Origin of the sequence: Brachyspira sp. G79 (assembly GCF_002379365.1) — a bacterium.
GTDB lineage: Bacteria > Spirochaetota > Brachyspiria > Brachyspirales > Brachyspiraceae > Brachyspira.
In genome coordinates, this window is sequence record NZ_JQIU01000008.1 from 427,355 (window position 1) to 444,993 (window position 17,639).

Annotated in this window: 9 protein-coding genes and 1 pseudogene; 1 reads left to right on the plus strand and 9 read right to left on the minus strand. The window is 28.1% G+C overall.

The genetic code is table 11. The features are described from left to right. Window positions 1–164: 164 nt before the first annotated feature. The 9 genes from KQ44_RS03510 to KQ44_RS03550 form a co-directional block, all read right to left on the minus strand. Entirely contained in the window at window positions 165–917 is a 753-nt protein-coding gene (locus KQ44_RS03510) for an ABC transporter ATP-binding protein (protein ID WP_096736262.1), read from the minus strand. An 18-nt stretch (window positions 918–935) separates the two neighbouring features. Next, the gene (locus KQ44_RS03515) at window positions 936–1,694 is read right to left on the minus strand and encodes an ABC transporter ATP-binding protein (protein ID WP_096736263.1); all 759 of its coding nucleotides are present in this window, start codon (window positions 1,692–1,694) and stop codon (window positions 936–938) included. A gap of 18 nt (window positions 1,695–1,712) precedes the next feature. Beyond that, window positions 1,713–2,507, minus strand: coding sequence for an ABC transporter permease (locus tag KQ44_RS03520; protein WP_096736264.1), 795 nt, complete (start codon window positions 2,505–2,507; stop codon window positions 1,713–1,715). A gap of 12 nt (window positions 2,508–2,519) precedes the next feature. After that, on the minus strand, window positions 2,520–3,353 hold the full coding sequence (locus KQ44_RS03525; protein ID WP_013112691.1) for an ABC transporter permease: 834 nt from the start codon (window positions 3,351–3,353) through the stop codon (window positions 2,520–2,522). A gap of 27 nt (window positions 3,354–3,380) precedes the next feature. Further along, window positions 3,381–4,424: an ABC transporter substrate-binding protein gene (locus KQ44_RS03530; protein WP_096736265.1), complete on the minus strand. Its 1,044-nt coding sequence runs from the start codon at window positions 4,422–4,424 to the stop codon at window positions 3,381–3,383. A 41-nt stretch (window positions 4,425–4,465) separates the two neighbouring features. Beyond that, window positions 4,466–5,887, minus strand: a complete 1,422-nt coding sequence (locus KQ44_RS03535; RefSeq protein WP_096736266.1) for a sulfatase-like hydrolase/transferase — start codon at window positions 5,885–5,887, stop codon at window positions 4,466–4,468. 224 nt (window positions 5,888–6,111) lie between these two features. Beyond that, window positions 6,112–6,813 carry a carbohydrate ABC transporter permease gene (locus KQ44_RS03540; RefSeq protein ID WP_240516458.1) on the minus strand — a complete coding sequence of 234 codons (702 nt, stop codon included), beginning with the start codon at window positions 6,811–6,813 and terminating at the stop codon, window positions 6,112–6,114. A gap of 117 nt (window positions 6,814–6,930) precedes the next feature. Further along, window positions 6,931–7,791 (minus strand): sugar ABC transporter permease, encoded by an 861-nt coding sequence (locus tag KQ44_RS03545; protein WP_168171247.1) that lies wholly within the window; start codon window positions 7,789–7,791, stop codon window positions 6,931–6,933. 32 nt (window positions 7,792–7,823) lie between these two features. Continuing rightward, complete coding sequence (locus KQ44_RS03550; RefSeq protein WP_096736268.1) at window positions 7,824–9,149, minus strand: extracellular solute-binding protein; 1,326 nt, start codon at window positions 9,147–9,149, stop codon at window positions 7,824–7,826. Between the two features lie 704 nt (window positions 9,150–9,853). Here KQ44_RS03550 and KQ44_RS03555 point away from each other — a divergent pair. Further along, window positions 9,854–17,639: pseudogene (locus tag KQ44_RS03555) on the plus strand (hypothetical protein); the annotation flags it as partial.

Consider the following 17,639-nt stretch of genomic DNA (forward strand, 5'->3'; position numbering starts at 1 on the left):
TAGTATTTGTGTGGACTAGCCATACGAAATACACACTTAGTATTATTTTTATACTTTCACTTTCGCCGCAGGCGTACAGCGTATGGTTCTTTTTGCGGCGGGAAAAAGTTGAATAAAAAAAATTGACAAACTTAAAAATTTTTAGTTATGTACTAATAAGTATTTTACCACCATTTTATAAGTTCTGTTATCTCTTCTCTGTATTCAACAAATTTAGGATCAGCAATATTTCTAGGGTGCTGCAAATCTATATGTATTTCTTTTTTTATAGAAGTAGGTTTATTAGTCAATACCAAAACTCTTTCTCCTAAATAAACTGCTTCCTCAATATTATGTGTAATAAATATTATGGTAGTTCCCAAAGTTTTCCATATATTTAAAAGTTCGTCTTCTAATTTAAATCTCAAAGATACATCTAACTGTCCGTAAGGCTCGTCCATTAAAAGAAGTTCTGGTTCTACAGCAAATGCTCTAGCTATAACTACTCTTTGAAGCATACTAGCAGATAGTTCGCTTGGATAAAAATTTCTAAACTTTTCAAGCCCTACCATTTTTATAACCTTATCAGACCTTTCATTTATTATATCCTGAGGAAGTTTTTTTATTTTTAATCCGAATTTAATGTTTTCTTCTACTTTAAGCCAAGGCATAGTAGAGTATTCCTGAAATATATATGCTATATCATGTTTTTTCAAATCTACATGTTCGCCGTCTATTCGTATAGCCCCGTAGGTTGGTTTATATAGTTTAGTAAGGCTGTTTAAGAATGTAGTTTTACCGCATCCTGTAGGACCTACTATACATAAGAACTCACCTTTCATAACATCAAATGATATATCATTTAAAACCAATAAATCTCCGAATTTTTTTGTAAGTCTTGAAACTTTTACTTTAACTTCTCTAGTATCATTTGTCATAAGTATATCCTTTTAATGTTATAGAGTTGTATCCATATTGTCATTTATTTCATTTCTAATTTTTAAGAAATTAGGGTCTGTTAATTTTCTAGGTCTTGGTAAATCTATAATATATTCTTTTTTTACAATTGTAGGACAATTTGTAAGAAGTATTATTCTATCACCTAAATATACAGCTTCTTCAATATTGTTAGTAACAAATACAACAGTTCTTTTTTCTTTCTGCCAAATTTTTTCAATTTCTTCTTCCATCATATACCTTGTTTGTGCATCCAAATGTCCGAAAGGCTCATCAAGAAGCATTACAACTGGTTCATTGCAGTAAGCCCTCGCTATACCTACTCTCTGCCTCATACCTCCTGATAATTGATTAGGATAACTATTTTCAAATCCATTAAGACCTACTAAATCTATATAATATTTGGCTTTTTCTCTTCTTTCTTTTTTTGGTATGCCTCTTGCTCTAGGACCGAACTCTACATTTTCCATAACGGTTAAAAATGGAAATAAAGCTGTAGTCTGATATACAACCCCTCTCTCAGGGTGCGGTGCTGTTACCTTTTTGCCATTAACTACTATATCAGAGTCTTCAGATGTTTCTAGTCCTGCTATTAAATTTATTAATGTAGTTTTTCCGCATTGACCTGGTCCGAATAATACCACAAATTCATTTTCTTTAACTTCAAGGCTAATATCTTTTATGACTTCTTTATATCCATGTTCGCTGAAAAATACTTTATTTACATGATTCATTTTTATAATAGTTTTATTTTCCATAATACAACCTAATTAATTTTATATTCCTGTGGAATTCCAAATAGTTAATCTTTTTTCTATATATCTCATTAAAGAAGATAATAATAAACCAACTATACCTATAGTTATCATACCAGCTAAAACCTGAGGAATATTTGCTGTATCAGACCCTCTTATTATAACCCAGCCTACACCTGCAAATGAACTAACCATTTCAGCAGCTAATACACCCATCCAGCTTACGGAAAAACCTACCTGCATACCATTAAATATTTGAGGCACTGAAGCTGGAAGTATAACATTCAAAAATATATCTCTTTCATTAGAGCCAAGCATTCTAGCAGCACCTATTAGAATAGGATTAACCTGTGAACTTCCTGCATAAGCATTCAAAGTAACATTAACGAAAGTACCAATAAATATTATAAATATTTTTGGAACCTCCCCTATTCCGAACCAAAGTATAGCCATAGGTATCCAAGCTATAGGAGGTATTTGTCTGAATACTTCAAAAAATGGTCTTACTACAGCTCTTACATATTTATTTACTCCCATAGATATACCTAGTATAATTCCTGTTACAGCACCTATTGCAAAACCTGCTAATACTCTGAATATACTTATTAGTACATGTCCCAATATGGTTTGCTGACCTATATTATGGTTTATACTCCATATTAAAAATTTAAATACTTCTAATGGTTTAGGTGTAGTTATTTTTATAGGGGTATAAGTTGTTAATAATTGCCATACAATTAAAAATCCTGCTATGGATATGATTGCCCAAATAGGTTTTTCAAAATCGGATAATTTAATTCTTTTTTTATCTTTCATAAATACCCCTTATCATCTCTTAACAAATTTCTTCTCTAAATATCCTAACCCCACTGATAGAATAGCACCTACTGCCCCTATTGTAAGCATACCAACTATTATTAAATCAGCTCTGGCTAACTGTCTATTTAATTGTATCATAAATCCTAAACCTCTGCTTGCAGCAAGCATTTCAGCAGCACATAGAGAAGTCCAAGAAGCCCCCAATGATACTCTGAGTCCTGTAAATATATAAGGCAAAGCTGTAGGTATGGCAACTTCTTTAAGCATTTGTCCTCTTGAAGCTCCAAAAGTCTGAGCAACCCATAGATGTACCTGTGTAGTGGCTTTTATTCCGCTGTATGTATTAATAACGCAAGGTACAAATGCAGACATAAATACTATTGCTGATTTTGCTCCCAATCCTATACCGAACCATAATATCATCATAGGTATCCATGCTATAGTAGGTATTGGTCTTATAAGGTCGAATAATGGAGTTGCTACTAAATTAAATTTTTTAAACCAAGCCATACATATGCCAAGCGGTATTCCTATAGCAGCACCTAAAAAATAACCAGTTAATGCCACTTGTAAAGAGGCTAATATATGCTGGAATAATGTACCATTATCTGGTGCTTTGTTTGTAAGTTTATAAATAAAGGATTTAAAAACTGTATAAGGACTTGGAAGAGAATATGAAGGAAATAATTTAAATACATCTGTTATTAACTGCCATATTATAAGAAATATTACAACAGATATTACAGATATAATAAAAAATTTATTTCTCTCTCTTTTTTTATTGGCTATGACGATTTTTTCTTTTTCTTTAAGTGAGGAATTAATTATTATATTCTCTTCCATTTTATAAAGTCCTTTACAATTATATTATTAATTCAATGCTTTATTTAATAATTCAGTATCTACATTTTTATCAACAATAGGAAGTTTATCTTCTGTAATAAGTGATTGGCTTGCAAAGAAGTCAGCAGTTACTCTTACAGAATCCCCTATTTTTATATTTTTAATTTCTTCTGTAGTAACAAAAGGACGAGTGGCTACTTCAGACTGACATGCTTCTATAGTAGAGCTTGATCCGTTTTTTGTATACCAATTTAATAATTCTTCTGCTGCCATATTAGTATCAGCTTGTAATGCATCGCATGCTTCTAAGAATGCTTTAATATATAAAACTATAGTATCTTTTTTATTATTAAATGCTTCATCTGATACTATTATTGAGTCAAACTGAGGTATATTTAATGTAGTTAAACTAGAAACTATTTTCATTCCGTCAGCTTCAGCAGAAAAAGAAGTAGGAGGATTTAAGGCAGCAGCATCTATTTTTTTTGCTTTTAATGCTTGATATGCCTGAGGGAATTCCATATGAACTATATTAACAGTGTTAGGATCAACATTTATAGCTCTTAACCAATGTATAACATTTAAATGAGATATTGTTCCAGTAGGTACAGCTATAGTTTTACCTTTTAGTGTAGCAGCATCTCCGTAAACTTCGGGAAAGTCTTTATTAACACCTTTTACAGTTAAAATGTCAGAATCTGGATTAACTAATACTTCTATTCCGCCTTCAGAGTGTCCTATATCAGCAACAACATGAGCATTATAATTAGCTAAAGAATAAACAGAAGCAGCACTTAAAGTACCAACTTCCCATAAACCAGCACCTAATGCTTCATTCATAGGACCGCCTGATGGGAAATATACAGTTTCTATTGTAAAACCATATTTTTGATCCAATTTGTTATTTATCATATACTCAATAGGTACAGAGTTTAAAAACGGCATTACAGCTACTTTTAATGTTTTGGCATCTCCAGAAGATGATGAGCTTTTATTAGCACATGAGGCTAATATGAACAAACTTGTAACTGCAATTAATAGCGTAATAATAAATTTTAATGTTTTTTTCATTTTTATTATCTCCTTAAATAATATATATATTTAAATAAAAATTACCAACTAGCATATCTTTTATTTAGAGGGTCGCTACATTCTATCATCTTATGACACATTTCAAGAAGTAATTTATTTTTTATATCGTCATACTCCTTATTGAAAAATAAATTATTAGTTTCATTTATATCTTTTTCTAAATCATATAATTCTCCATATTCTTCATTCAAAAATATAGAAAGTTTGTATTTTTTAGTTCTGTAAGTTTTTATAAATATTCCTCTGTCATGAGCATCATAAGTAACAATAGCACCTTTTTTGTATGTTTTTTCTTTATCTTTTCCTGTAAGTATATCTTTTATGCTATGACCTTGTATACCATACGGTACTTCTTTTCCTATTAATTCTAATACCGTTGGCACTATATCTATATTTTCTATTATCTCATCACTTTTATTCTTTATAATATCTTTTCCGTAGAATAGTAAAGGAGTTTTTATGAGGCAGTCATACATGAAAGGACCTTTTCTTAATAATCCGTAATCCCCTAAATATTCTCCATGATCACTTGTAAATATTATTATTGTATTATCCCATTCATTTTTTTCTTTTAATTTATCTATAATTCTACCTATCTGTGCATCTATAAAACTAATCATACCATAATATAGTTTTTTTATCTCTTCAATTTCTTTTTCTGAATAGTTATGTTCTTCGCCTCCTCCAGGCCAATATCCTCTATCTCCTTGTTTGGTTAGATATTCTGGTCTTTTGCTATCTAATTTTAATTTGCTGTTAAGTTCTTTAGGTTTAATATCTTTATAAATATCATAATACTTTTTTATAGGGTCAAATGGGTGATGAGGGTCTACAAAACTAACCCACATAAATAACGGTTTATCAAAATCAAAATTATCCATTTCATCTATTGCTTTTTGAGCTGTCCAATAAGTTTGATGTAATTCTTCTTGTATAGAGTTAATTCCATCTTTTCCTTTACCAGTTTCCAAATTGCATCCATGACTATTGGCAAAGTCTAAATATTCACCTTGTTTATCATCTTCTGTTATATGGGTAATATCAAATCCAAAATATGTTTTATCTTTTTCTCTTACTCTGTCTCTTTTAGGAACATATTCGAATTCCCAGTTAAGGTTTTTGAGCTGTGGTCTGAAATGCATTTTTCCAGAAGCTATATTGAAATAACCTTCCTTTTTTAGGTGATCTGCCAATGTTATTTCTTCTTCGTTTAATTCTGTACCTATATTCCAAGCACCTGTATTCATAGGATATCTTCCAGTAAATATTGATGCTCTTGATGGCGTACATACAGGACTAGAACAGAAAGAATTGGTAAATACGCTTCCATTTTCTGCTAGTTCATTTAATACTGGAGTTTTTACTTCTTCGTTGATATAGCCTATAGAATCAGCCCTCATTTGGTCTGCTGTTATTAATATAATATTGGATTTTTTATTCATTTTTAATCTCTTTTATAATTGCGTGTACTGTAACATATATATCTATAGTATAGTAAATAAATCTTTGATTGTCAATTTTTTTATTAAATATTTTTTATTTTATTATTTGTATTGAATAAATTTTAATAAGAATTGATGATATTATGTTATAAAGCCTATATTCATACTATATAACCATGAATATAGGCTTTTCAAACTAATTAATTTTATAATAATGTTATTTATTACTCTTTTACAGCTCCTCCCATAAGTCCTGATATAAAATATCTGCTTGAGAATAGGAATGCTATCAAAACAGGTAATACAGCAAAAATGGCACCAACCATAATCTGACCATAATCTATACGTGTGTCGCCTTTTAATACAGAAAGTGCTACAGGCAGAGTATACATATTTTCTGAATTAAGTATTATTAAAGGCCAAGTAAAATCGCTCCATTGTCCCATAAATATATATATTCCTAAAGCAGCAAGAGATGGTATCATAAGGGGCATTACAATTTTAAATAAAATATAAATTTCGCTTGCTCCATCAAGTCTTGCGGCTTCTATTAATGCATCTGGAATACTTAAAAAATTCTGTCTCATCAAAAATACTCCAAATGCTCCAGCCAAACCCGGGAGGATAAGTGCTATATGCGTATTTTGAAGATTAGCAAAAGTCATCATTCTATATAATGGTATCAATCTGCTGTAGACAGGTATCATCATAGATAATAATACACATGTAAACAAAAAATTTTTGCCTTTAAAGTCAAATTTTGCAAATGCATATCCAGACAATGAACACAATAAAAGATTTAATACAGTAAATATTATAGATACTTTTATAGAATTGAATAAAGCTGTCCATATTGGAATTCTATTATTTAATGAATGTAAATTTTCAAAAAAATAATTACCAAAAAATATAGGTGGTGTATTCATAAATATTTCACCAGAGCTTTTAGTTGCTGCTACAAACATAAAATAAACAGGATATATACTAAAAAAAGCACCTATTGATAGAAATAGATATAACATTATAGTAACTATTTTCTTTTTTTATTCATTATTCTTATCTCCTAATTTTAATTGTAAGAATGTTAATGAGCCTACAATTAAGAGTATTATAACAGATATTGTGGCTGCATATGTCATATTTAATGAAACAAACGCCTGATTATATATATAAAGTCCTAAAGTCATAGTTCCATTATTAGGACCTCCATTTGTAAGCAAAAATGGTTCGGTGAAGAGATTTAAACTTCCTATTGTAGACATTATAGAGGTAAATAATATGATTGGTTTTAATGAAGGAAGAGTTACATATACAAATTTTTGCCAAGAATTTGCTCCATCTATTGTGGCAGCTTCATAATAATCTTCTGGTATATTCTGCATTGCAGCAAGAAACAATATCATATTATAACCTGTCCAACGCCAAGAAACTACTATTATTATGAGTATTTTTGCAGGTATAGATTGCTTAAGCCAAGGTATAGCATCTATACCAAATAATGACAATATGTAATTTACTACACCTCTGTCTTGAAATATTAAAAGAAATATCATGCTGTAAGCTACAGCATCTACTAGTACTGGAATAAAATATGAGGCTTCAAAAAAAGATTTTAATTTTTTTATACCTCTATGAATTATACTTGCTAATAACGTTGAACTAATTAGCATTATAGGCAATCTTATTATATAGAAAATGAAAGAGTTTATAATCGCTGCTCTAAATACAGAGTCTCCAAAAAGTCTTTGGTAATTCTTTATTCCATTAAATATAAACTCTCCTCTTTTCTGTGTCATAAAACTTAAAATAATAGTTTCTATGAAAGGCCAAAAATTGAATAGTACTAAGGTTATTATAACTGGTAATGACAGGTAAAAACCAAACATTCTATAACTTTTTTTCATATTATTTCCTAATTACCATATGCTAATCTTTTTTATTTTATTATTTTTGATAACTCTAAGCCTGAATTATTTTTTAATTGTTCAGCAGTGTCTTTTAGTATTTTTTCTGGATCAGCCATATCATTAATTATAGCTTGATATGCTGATTCCATAAGTGTTTGAGCTTCAGATGTAAATTCAGAATATTTGGCAACTAGAGGCATTGATTTACTTAATTCAGGTATTAATTCATTAAATCCTTTACCAAAATAAGGATCTTCTTCATAAAATTCTTCCTCATCATAAACAGGTGTATACGCTGGTAAAAGACCGTATTTTTTGAAAGCCATCATTTGATTTTCTACACTTAGTATAGCATTTTTAGCAAATTCTAATGTAGCTGTTTGTTTTATAGGGTCTCCAACATTTATTATAGATCCGCCAGCTCCTCCCCATATAGATGTTTTTGGCTGACCTTCTTCTAATACAGGTAAATAAGCCGCTTTCCATTTACCTTTCATTTCAGGAGCCTGATCTTTTAAAGTTCCTCCCCACCATATTCCATAAGGAATAGTTGCTATATCATCAGTTTTTGAAGCTCTTATAGTACCAGTCCAGTCTGTTGTATCAAAAGCGATACCTTCTTTAACAAATCTCTGTAAAAGTTTAGCAGCTTCTATACCAGGTTTTGAATATATTGCTATATTTCCGTCTTTATCAAAGTAGTCTGTTCCTTGTTGAAGCATAACTGCTCTTATGAAAGAAGAATAACCTACAGTATAAGGGAAACCTATCATTTTGGTATTAGGTAATGCCGCTTGTAATTTCTTACCTGCTTCTATAAAATCTTCCCAAGTTACTATACTATTAACATCAATACCTGCTTTTTGAAATAAATCTTCCCTGTAAAATAAAACAGTAGGAGCTATACCCCAAGGCATAATTACTTGTTTTCCTGTGGAATCAAAACTTGTTGCTATTTTGGAAGGTTCTACTACATTACTCCAATTATCAGGCATTTGATCTTTTAGATCCAAGAAATATTCAGGATATTGTTCTGTTATTAACACCATATCAGGATCTTCTATTTGAACATAATTCGGTAATTCTGAGTTTCCGCCTAAAGTAACAAATAATTTTTGTTTTAATACAGGAGGTCCTCCAAATTCTGTAACATTAACTTTGATTTTAGGATATTTTTCATTAAAAGACGGTATTGTATCTTCTAAATGATTTGCACCTATATTCCAAGCCCAAATTTCTATAGTGGTTTCTGTTTCTGGGGTTATTTCAGTCCAAGCATTTACAGCTTCCTTTTTTTTAGAACAGGAAATTATTGCAAGTATTATAATTGTAATAGTTATTAGTTTTTTTATCATAATAAAACTCCTTAAATATGCGTATTTATAATAATGAGTGTACTGTAACATGTATATTTATAGTATAGTAAATAAATATTAAATTGTAAATTTTTTATTAAATATTTTTAAGTTTATGTTTTTATATATCATAACTGTTCTAACTTTATAGTTATATTATTAGTTCTATTGTAATTTTATATAGGGTTTTGCTGATACTCTGCATACTTATGTTTCCAAGTTATTTTGTATCTGAAGTAAGATATCTGTGTTGTCATTATATACTATATAAACTATATGCTTAGAGAAATATTATATATTTATATATTATTTGCATAATGTTATTTTACATTAAAAAACAATAATATATAAAAAATCACTGTAAATAAAAGCTATAATATATATTTTTGATATTAACTGTAATAAAAAAACAAAATTGCAGCACTTATATTGTTTGTAATAGATTTTGAAACAAGCCTTAAATTATATTATTAATTTTTGATAGTTATATTATTCTGAAATATTTATATAGATTATTGTTTATATTATAATGATAAGTATTATATTATATTATAATAGAAGAGAATACAATTATAATTTATTAAAAAATTTTATTTTTTCTCAAATTTTACTATACGCAGAAATTAAAACCTGCAAACACTATTGACATATACATTAACATAATATAGAATTATGTTAATATACTATACTTGCGGAGTTTTTACATGAACCCTGTTCTTCAATTAATACTAACTTTTGTTGTACCTCTATTACTTATCGGTATTTATAGCGTAATCAATAGGAAAAAAAATTATAATGATAATAATTTTAATGATATGTTTGCCGAAGAGAAAGCTGTTTTGGAAGGTATTGTAGAAGAGAAAATTTCTGAGGTTAGAGATAATGCTATAGATTTGGAAATAGCAGTTAAAAAAGCTGGTTTTATAAGCAAATCTATGGAAGAAGATCTAGCTAAACTAAATAAAAGGATAGAATCATATAAAGACTATAAAGCCGCAGTTTCGCAGTATCAGGAACAAGTTGATTCTCTTGAAGAGGCTTATTTAGAAATACTTAATAAAGTAGATACTGTACTAAAAGAGCGTAATACTATAGAAAAAACTTATAAAAGAATATCTGATGTTAAGGCTAAAATGTCAGAATTAGAGAAAAATGTAGGATCTATACAGGATAAATTAATAGAATCTTATAATTCTAAATTAAATGAGTTTGAGAGTGAACTTTATAAGAGGTTTGATGCCCTTACAACTAATTTATTAGCTAGAGATGCTCATTACAGTACTATGGCAGAACAGGAAAAAGAAAAAATATCTGCTCTTACAGAAGAATTCAAACTTCATGTTGCCAAAAAAGAAGAATTATTTACAAATCAGCTTACTCAGCTTGCTGAAAGAACAGCTCGTCATAATATAGAACAGCTTGCAGAACTATTTGAGAAAGGAAGAGATGAGCTTATAAACAAATATTCATCATTTGCTGATGAAATTGATGTTAAATCTAAGGATATAGAAAACCGTTATGAAACTTTAAGCCAGTCTAAAGACGGACTTGAAACAGAATTAAATAATTTAAGAGATACTATACATGACAGATTAAACTCTATAACAGAATCAAGTGTGTTAGAGTTCCAAGATGAAATGGAAAAAACTAAAGAAATGCTCTACTCTACCCTAAAAGAGGGTCTTGAAAAAATAAGTATGGACAGAGAAGAGTTTTTGGATTCTATAGAGCAAAAAGCTCATTCTTTGGAAAAATCTATAGATGATATAAAAGATAAAGCTGATTATATAAGCAAAGATTATGCTGAGAAAGCTCATCAGTTGGAAAGTGAGTTTTCAGTATTAAAAGACGATATAAATAACAGATTTATAGCAGAAGTTGAGAATTTCTCTAATCATATAAAAAATGTTCTTGAAAATGAAGATGACGGTGTTATAACTCTTTACAGAAACAAAACTAAAGAACTTAATGATTTAATCATATCTATAGATGGTATGAGCGAAGAAACTATGCTCAGAGCTGAAAGCAGATTTGAAGATATTGTTAATGACATAGATAAATTAAAAGATGATATCTTAACAAGAGCTCAAGATGATATGGAATATTCTATAGATAATGCTAGAAGTTCTTTAATAGCTGAAATTAATGAGCTTAGAAATGATGTTGAGACAGAAACTAACCTTTTAAAAGATAAAATAGATGAAACACATTATCAAACTTCTGAAATAATATCTATACTTAATAATAAACAGGAAGAAATACTTGATTCTTTAAGCCTTCAAAAAGAGTACTTGTATAAAGATTTAGAAACTCAGGCTAATGATAGAGTAAATGAAATAGAAAAGTTGTTTGCAACTGTTAAAAATGAGTTAGAAGAAAATATCAATACATACATAAAAAATACATCTTCTGATTTAACTGCCATTGATGAAAAATTGTCAGGTTTAAAAGAGCAGTATGATAAAGCCTCTTCTGATATAGATACTTTAAGCAGAGAAACAGAATCTAATATAAAAGACAATATAGAAAAACGTTTGGAAATATTAGAAAAAACTTCAGTAGAAATTAACGGATTGGTAAACAGAGCCAATGAAAAACTTGATGTTGGTATGAAAGATGCTGAAGACAGGATAGATGGCATTAAAAAAGAAATATCCGATTACAGCGATGCATATATAGATAGTTTGAAATCTCATTTAAAAAATGTTTTAGATGATTATGAACAAACTAAAATGAAGGCTATAACTGATAGTATAGACTCCGTTATAAGTCAGGTTGATGAAAGTGAAAAAAGACATGATGCATTAATGAGTAGCATAGAAAATTCTTTAAATGATTTTAGAAATAAAGTAGATGCTGCTGTAGATGAAAATATAAAATTCAATGAAGAAACTAAAAAAGAAGTAGCTGATATGCTTCATGATGAACTTCGTCAGGCTACAGATTCATTTGATACTCTTTTAAATGAAAAAAGAGAAAGTATGAATAAAATAAAAGATGAAATTGAAGACATCTTGCATAGAGTTGAAAATGGAAGAGATGTATTTGAACGTACAATAAATAAAGTATATGAAAATGCTGAAGATAAAGAAAAAGAATTAATGTCTGATATAGAAGATAAATATAATTCTTTGGATAAAAAAATTGACGGTGTATTAGATGAAAGAAGAGCAGATTTGAATGCTATAAGTGCAGAATATCATGCTATGCTTGAGAAGTATTCTAATAATCTAAAAGATGATTATGAAGAATTAAAACATCATGCTTCTTTAATGACAGATGAATATAAAATGCGTATAGAAAATCTAGGTGAAAGAATCAATGAAATAATTGATAATGCTAATAATATGCAGTCTGTTGTTGATGCCAAAACAGGTGAAATGGATTCTTATATAGCAGATAAAAAAGATGAAATAGCTAAAAGAACAGAGACTATATTCGGAAATATAGAATACGATACTTCTAAAAAATTAGATGAGCTTAAATCATTAATAGATAATGCTATAGCTAAATACCAAGATGAAATAAAAGAAATAGAAACTTATAGACTTGAAGAAAATAAAAGTATTATAGAAGATGTAGAAAATATAGGTGCTGGTATAAGAAAAGATTATGAGCAGTATACTAATATGCTTGAAGAGCTTTATAATAAAGAAAAAACTTCTTTAAATGAACATGTTAATACTTTGAAAGATGAGATAGAAAAAGCAAGAGAAGAATCTGAAGCTAAACATCTTACTAATGAAGCTAATTATATAGACGATTATTTGAATAAAGCCTCTTCAAAAATAGATGAAGAGGTTAATCGCCTAAATGAAGAGCTTAATGATTCATTCAATACATTATACAGTGGTTTTTCTAAAATATTAGCTAAGATAAGAAAATCTAATCATAAAAAAGCATTGCAGTCTATTGCTAAAATTAAAAAACATGCTGAAAAAGTTATATCTAATACAGCAGCAGAAGTTAGAGACAGTCTTGGTCTAACATTAGAAGATTTGAGAAATGAGTTTATATCATTAAAAGATAATGTTGATGATAAATTAAGAGAACAGGCAGATAAATTAATATCTAATAATGAAAATGTGCTTGCTATATTAGATGATCATGAAAGCAGACTAGAGAAAATAAATGATATCTCTAATATCATAGAAAATATAAAAGAAACTTTATCTGAACAGATAGATGAATTGAAATCTAATATTTCAGACAGTAATGAAGATGTTAATAACAGAATGGAAGAAATTAAATCTTCTTTAATAGACAGGGAAGAATTAATAAACTTACATGACAGTGAAAGAGAACTTCTTAAAAATCAGATAGAAGATATAAAAGAAGAATTTGAACTATTTAAAGATAATATAGTAAGAACTAATGAAGTAGAGATACCAGCCCTATTTGATGAAGAAAAAGAAAGAATAGAGAGAATGTTTGATGAGTTTAGTAAGAACCTTCTTATGAGGATTACTGATAACGAAAGTGATATACATTATATAAAAGATGTATTATCTGAAGAGAGAAGTCATTTAATATCTCAGATAGAACTTTTAAGAAGAGATGTTGATGATATAAAAGATGATAATACTGTAACTGTTTTATCAGAAGAAAAAGCTGTTCTTGAAAACTCTTTAACTGCTTTAAGAGATGATTTTGATAAAATAATTGATTTGGAAAAAGATTTTGTTTCTCTTAAAAACAGAATGGAAGGTATTGACAGCGGATTAAAAGATGATGTTAAAGATTTATCTGATAAATTAAAAAGTTTTAGAGATAACTTAGAAGAAAAGATAGAAAAAGATTCAAATGGTCTTTATAAAGACATAGAAAATCTTAATAAAAATTTTGAGACAGTTAGAAACAATATGTCCGATTTATTGGATAGAGATGAAGTTGAGTCATTAATTAATAATGAAAAAGAAAGATTAAACTCTATATTTGAAAGTTTAGTTTCTAATAATGAAGATTTTAAAGACAGATTAGAAAAACGCATATCTTATTTTGAAGATGTATGGTCTGATAATACTAGAATAAAAAGTATATATGCTTCAGATATAAGAGAGGAAGTTGAAAATATAAGAAAAGAAGCTGATATTAAATATGATAATCATATAGCTCAATTAAAAGAAAAAATGAAATCAATTGAAGAGGATATATATGATTGGAAAAATGGTAATTTGAATACTTTGCTTGCTCAGTTAGAAGATGCAAGAAAAGGAATAGAAAGCTTTATAGATACTTCTGAAGGTAAGAAAAATCAATTCTTAATCGATATGCTAAGCAGTATAGAAAATAAAGAAAGTGAAATATATTCCCGCATAGATGAGAAGATATTGAATGCTGAAAATAAACTTTCTGATATAGATGAAAAATTAAATAATGCTATAGGCAATAGTCTTGAAAGTATTCATAATAGAATAAATGAATCTGTTGCAAAATATGATGAAGAGATAAAAAGAATAGAACATCATAGAGCAAATGAAGCTGAAGATTTAATATCTGATATGGAGGATTTGGGTAACAGTATACGCGAAGATTATGAAGAATATTCTATAATGATAGATAAAATTTATGAAGATGCTGTGGCAGAATTAGAAACTCATCTTGATAATATTAAAAAAGAAATAGAAAGAGCAAGAGCTGAATCTGAAGAGAAACATTTGTCTAATGAAAAAAATTATATAGATGATTATTTATTAGATTATTCTGAAAAAATAGAAGCTCATGTTAATGATAAATTGAGTATATTAACTGAAAGTAAAGCTCAATTAGATGATATGATAAAAGATTCATTCAGCACTCTTAATGCTAATTTGAATGATACTATATCTAAATTTAATGAAGAAGCAAACACTCAAATATACTCTGTTGTTGAAAGATTAGAGAGAGAAGCAGCAGCAAGATTGTTTAGCGAGCAGAAATATATGTCTGACTTGGAAGAACAATTAAGAGCTATAAGTGCAAAAATAGATAATGAACTTTATCATATCTCTTCTAAATTAGACAGTGAAATATCAGATGTGAAAACAAAATATAAAGATTTGAGTACTGACTTTGACGAAGCATTAGATATGATAAAAAGCTCTATTCTTGATAGAGATGAGCTTATGGAACTTCAGTCATCAGAAAAAGAACTTTTATCTGAACAAATGGAAACTTTGAGAACAGATTTTGATACTTTCAAAGATGAATTGTTAAAAGCTAATGAAGAGGATATCCCTACCCTATTTAATGAAGAGAAACAAAAGATAGAAAAAGCATTTGAAGATTTTACTACTGCTATACTTGATAGAATGGTAGATTCTGAAAATGATATTAATAATGTAAAAGATGCTATATCAGAAAATAAATCTTCTTTCTTAGAAAAAGTTGAAAATATTAAAAGAGATATAGAAGCAATAAAAGAAGATAATACTATAGCCCAGCTTGCTTTAGATAAACAGTCTTTAGAAGATTCTTTTAATGCTATAAAAAATGATTTCTCTAAATTAAATGATTTAGAAAATAATTTTTATCATTTAAGCGACAGACTTGAAGATTTCCAATTGAAAGTTGCAGCGGATAATGATAATTTATTTGAAAATATAGACAGTATCAAAAGTAGTATAAAAGATTCTATAGACAAATCTTCTGAACTTGATGATAAATTTACTTCAATAAAAGATAATGTATTTACTGTATTAGGTAAAAATGAAAATATAGAAAATATGTTTGCTGATGAAGTAAAAAAATTAGATGAATTATTTAATAACTTCAAAACTGATAATGCTGAGTTTAGAAGCAGATTAGAAAAACGTATTGATTATTTTGAGGATATATGGTCTGACAGCAGCAGAATAAGAAGTTTGTATGCAGCTGATTTAAGAGATGAATTAGACAGCATAAAAGCAGAAACTGAAGTTAAATTAGAAAATTATCTTAATGATCTAAATGACAGAATAGAAGCTATTAATAATGATGCATCTTCTTGGAGAGATGAATATGTTAGTGATTTCAAAGAAAAAATTGACTCTCTTGATAAAGATATATCAAGCTGGAAAGATGTACGCATTAATGAGCTTTTAGAACAGTTGGAAAAAGCTAAAGAAAATATTAATAGTTATTTAGAATCTTCTGAAGGTAAAAAAGAAGAGTTATTATCTGATATACTGTTAAAAATAGAAGAGAAAGAAAACTCTATCTACGGAAAAATAGATAGCAAGATAGAAGAGATAGAAAATAGATTGTCTGTAGTAGACAGCAAAGTATCAGATGATATAGCCAGAGGTTTGGAAGAAGTACAGTCTATAGTAAATAATGCTGTAAACAAATATGATGAAGAGATAAAAAATATAGAACATCATAGATCTGAAGAAAGTTCTAAATTATTAGAAGATATACAATCAGGTTATGATTATTATTCTAAGCTTATAAATAATACTTATAAAGATTCCTTGTCTTCTTTATCAGAGTACACTAATAGAATTAAAGCAGAAATAGAAAAAGCTAGAAAAGAAACAGAGACTAAACATCTTAATAATGAAAAAAATTATATAGATGAGTATTTAAAAGAATATTCATTGAAGTTGGATAATCAAGTTAATGAAAAAATAAATGTTTTAAATGATACTAAAAGTCAATTAGATGATATGATAAAAGAATCATTTAATACTCTTAATAATAACTTGAATGAAGCTGTAATTAAGTTTAATGAAGAAGCTGACATGAAAATTAATGCTACTCTTGAAAGATTAGAAAGAGATGCTTCAGAAAAATTATTAGACTATAATAATTATGTTGCTGAGTTAGAAGACAGTTTAAGAGTTCTTAATTCTAAAATAGATAATGAGATATATAATGTATCATCAAAACTTGATAGTGAAATATCTGATATGAAAAATAGATATAAAGAGCTTAGTATAGATTTTGAAGAATCATTGGATATGATAAAAAGTTCTATACTCGACAGAGATGAACTTATGGATTTGCATACATCTGAAAAAGAACTTTTATCAAGTAAAATAGATGAGATTAAAAATGATTTCAATATTTTGAAAGAAGAAGCAATCAGTGCAGGAAAAGAAGATATACCTGCTCTATTTGATGAAGAAAAACAAAAAATAGAAAATGCTTTTGAACAGTTTACTAATGCTTTATTGTACAGAGTAAATAATTCTGAAAATGATATTAATCATCTTAAAGATGCATTATCAAATGATAAACTTTCATTATTAGAAAAAATAGATAATTTAAAGTCTGAAATAAGAACTTTAAAAGAAGAGGATAAAGTAAATAGATTGGCATTAGAAAAACAGGCATTAGAAGAGTCTTTTAATACTATAAAAAATGATTTCTCTAAATTAGAAGATTTAGAAAATCATTTGCATGAATTAAAAAATAACATGTATATTTCAGATGTTAATTTGAAAGATGAAGTTGCTAATTTATCTAGTAAATTTGCAGATATTGAAAACAAAATAAATGAAAATAATGACTATATAGAAAGAAATATAA